This is a genomic window from Pseudomonas sp. FH4, assembly GCF_000510915.2.
In the GTDB taxonomy this organism is placed as follows: Bacteria; Pseudomonadota; Gammaproteobacteria; order Pseudomonadales; family Pseudomonadaceae; genus Aquipseudomonas; species Aquipseudomonas brenneri.
In genome coordinates, this window is record NZ_AOHN01000058.1 from 1 (window position 1) to 2,117 (window position 2,117).

The 2,117-nt window shown below is 64.6% G+C and carries 3 protein-coding genes; all 3 read left to right on the forward strand.

Annotated features, from left to right (window positions below; translation table 11 throughout):
* Window positions 1-129 precede the first annotated feature (129 nt).
* Window positions 130-1,053, forward strand: a complete 924-nt coding sequence (locus H097_RS26645) for a hypothetical protein (RefSeq protein WP_032863587.1) — start codon at window positions 130-132, stop codon at window positions 1,051-1,053.
* The gene (locus H097_RS26650) at window positions 1,050-1,601 is read left to right on the forward strand and encodes a hypothetical protein (protein WP_032863589.1); all 552 of its coding nucleotides are present in this window, start codon (window positions 1,050-1,052) and stop codon (window positions 1,599-1,601) included. Before H097_RS26645 ends, H097_RS26650 begins: the two co-directional genes overlap by 4 nt.
* The coding region (locus tag H097_RS26655) for a hypothetical protein (protein ID WP_032863590.1) at window positions 1,598-2,117 on the forward strand (520 nt) is incomplete at its 3' end. The genes H097_RS26650 and H097_RS26655, both read left to right, overlap by 4 nt.

Consider the following 2,117-nt stretch of genomic DNA (forward strand, 5'->3'; position numbering starts at 1 on the left):
CGAAGACTTCACCACCTTCAAAATGGAGCTGCTGCAGCGGGCCAATTTGCTCAAACAGCGGTTGGACCAGGCCCTGGCCGAAGGAGACTTGAACGCCATGGAAGTGGTGACCTGGGAGAGCCTTCAACCATGACCTGGGCACCGGTGACCATGCGCTGGCCAGAACAGGCCACGCAATGGATGGGCCAGCTGTCAGCGGCCAAGGATCTGGCCAGCATCGAGCAGGCCGGCACGGCCAAGCGCCTGGCAGACCTGGGCGGCAAGACCAGCACCAACCCGGGGCCGGTCGGTGATGCCGCCCAGGGCGCGATCACTGCAGGCCGTGACGCGCTCGCCTCTCAGATGGGCGAGGCGCCGGCGTGCCTGGTGGTGACGCCGTTTCAAAGCGGTATCGGCCAGGGCCGCGGATATCAGCGTTTCCTGTCGGCGCCAAACTTGCTGCAGCAGCTGGCCGGCAAGCTGGTGGACGTGAGCGACACCGGCCGGCCCGATGGCCCCCAGTTCGCCCTGTGTCTGATGTTCCTGGCCACGCGCTTTGATCAGTTGGCCGAGAGCCTGGCGCGCTTCAATGCGTTGTTGCCGATGCCTGACCTGGTGCGAGCCGAACGCCGAGCGCGGCACCTGTCGAAGTTGGAAACGGAAAAGTGGGAGATCCCCACCGCCGGCGCGTTGCCCCGTTGGCAGACACTGCCCCTGGAGCGCTGCACGGTGGTCAAGGCCGCCCAACAATCCATGGCCGGCCAGCTTTCTGTCCTGGAGAGCTACGCGGCCGACAGCTCGCCCATGGCGGATCTTTCGGCCCTGGCCACGCGCAAGGCTGCCCAGCAACAGAGCCGCGACAAACAGCTGGATGACCTGAAAGCCCTGCTGGCCAACGGCAACCCCGACAGCAGCATGCGCGCGCGCCTGATCGGTCCGGGCAACGCCACTGAGCTGCGCCAAGCGCTGTTGCAAGGCGATGCCCCTGGGCATGAGTGGGTGTTGTGTGCCGGCGCGCTGCTGGTGGGATCTGAGCAGGGCCTGAGCTTCGTTCGCGAGCTGGTGGGCCTATGACGCTATTACTCGACGGGCAAGAAGTACGCGGGAAGAACCTCAAGGTCACCGGCAATCTGCGCATTGAGAGCGACGATCTGTCAGGCCAGACCAGCAACACCGACAAGGGGCACAAGGGCTTCAAGCCTAAGACCCTGACGGTCACGCTGATGATTCCATTCGTTGACCAGGTGCAACTGCGCGACCTGATGCGCCTGGTGGAAGCGACCGCCGGCGGTGGCCAGCTCAAGACCTACCGCATCGTCAACGACACGGCGGCCGCGTTCGGCATGCGCCAGGTAACGTTTGCCGAGGGTGTGAGCGCCCGGGAAGACGACAACCTGCGCGGCTGGTTGATCCAGTTCACCCTGACCGAAAAGCTGTCCAACCCCGAGAAAGTCGAGGGCCGGCGCCCAGGTAATAAGGTGACAGCCCAGTCAGGCCCCGGCGGGGCGGTGGGCGGTACCGGCGACGGTGGAGGCTCCAGCGAAGGCCCCGAGGAACTGACAGGCTTTGAAGCCACGCTGAAAAAAGTGGATGGCTGGCTGGGGGGGAGTAACCCCCCATGAAGTTGCACAAGGTGTTGGCCATCGGTGGCGTGCCCTATGTTCTGGTCAAAAACGAAGTGCGGCTGGACGCCAAGAGCCCCGGCCGGGCGACCTTCACCATCCAGGCCACCGCCCCGGTCAAAGGCCTGGTGACGCTCGATATCGGCTACAACGACAGCACGCTGCAGCGCCACTTCATCGGCTACGTCGAACGCTCCACCACGGCCAGCAGCACCCAGCAGGTGCTGTTCTGCCGCGAGCTAGCGGCGATCCTGGCCAACCCGCTGCCGCTGAACCTGCGCCACGTCGATCTGCGCGCCGTTCTGGTTGAGATCAGCCAGCACACCGGCCTGCGCTTTCGCGTGCCAGACAAACCCTATGCCGGGGTCAAGGCGCCATTCTTCTACAGCCTGGCTGCCGGTTACCAAGCGATGGATAGCCTGGCCCGGGTGTTCAACATCCCCGACTTTATCTGGCAGCAGCAGGGTGACGGGGAGGTGTTCGTGGGCAGTTGGGCTGACAGCTTCTTTGGCGTTC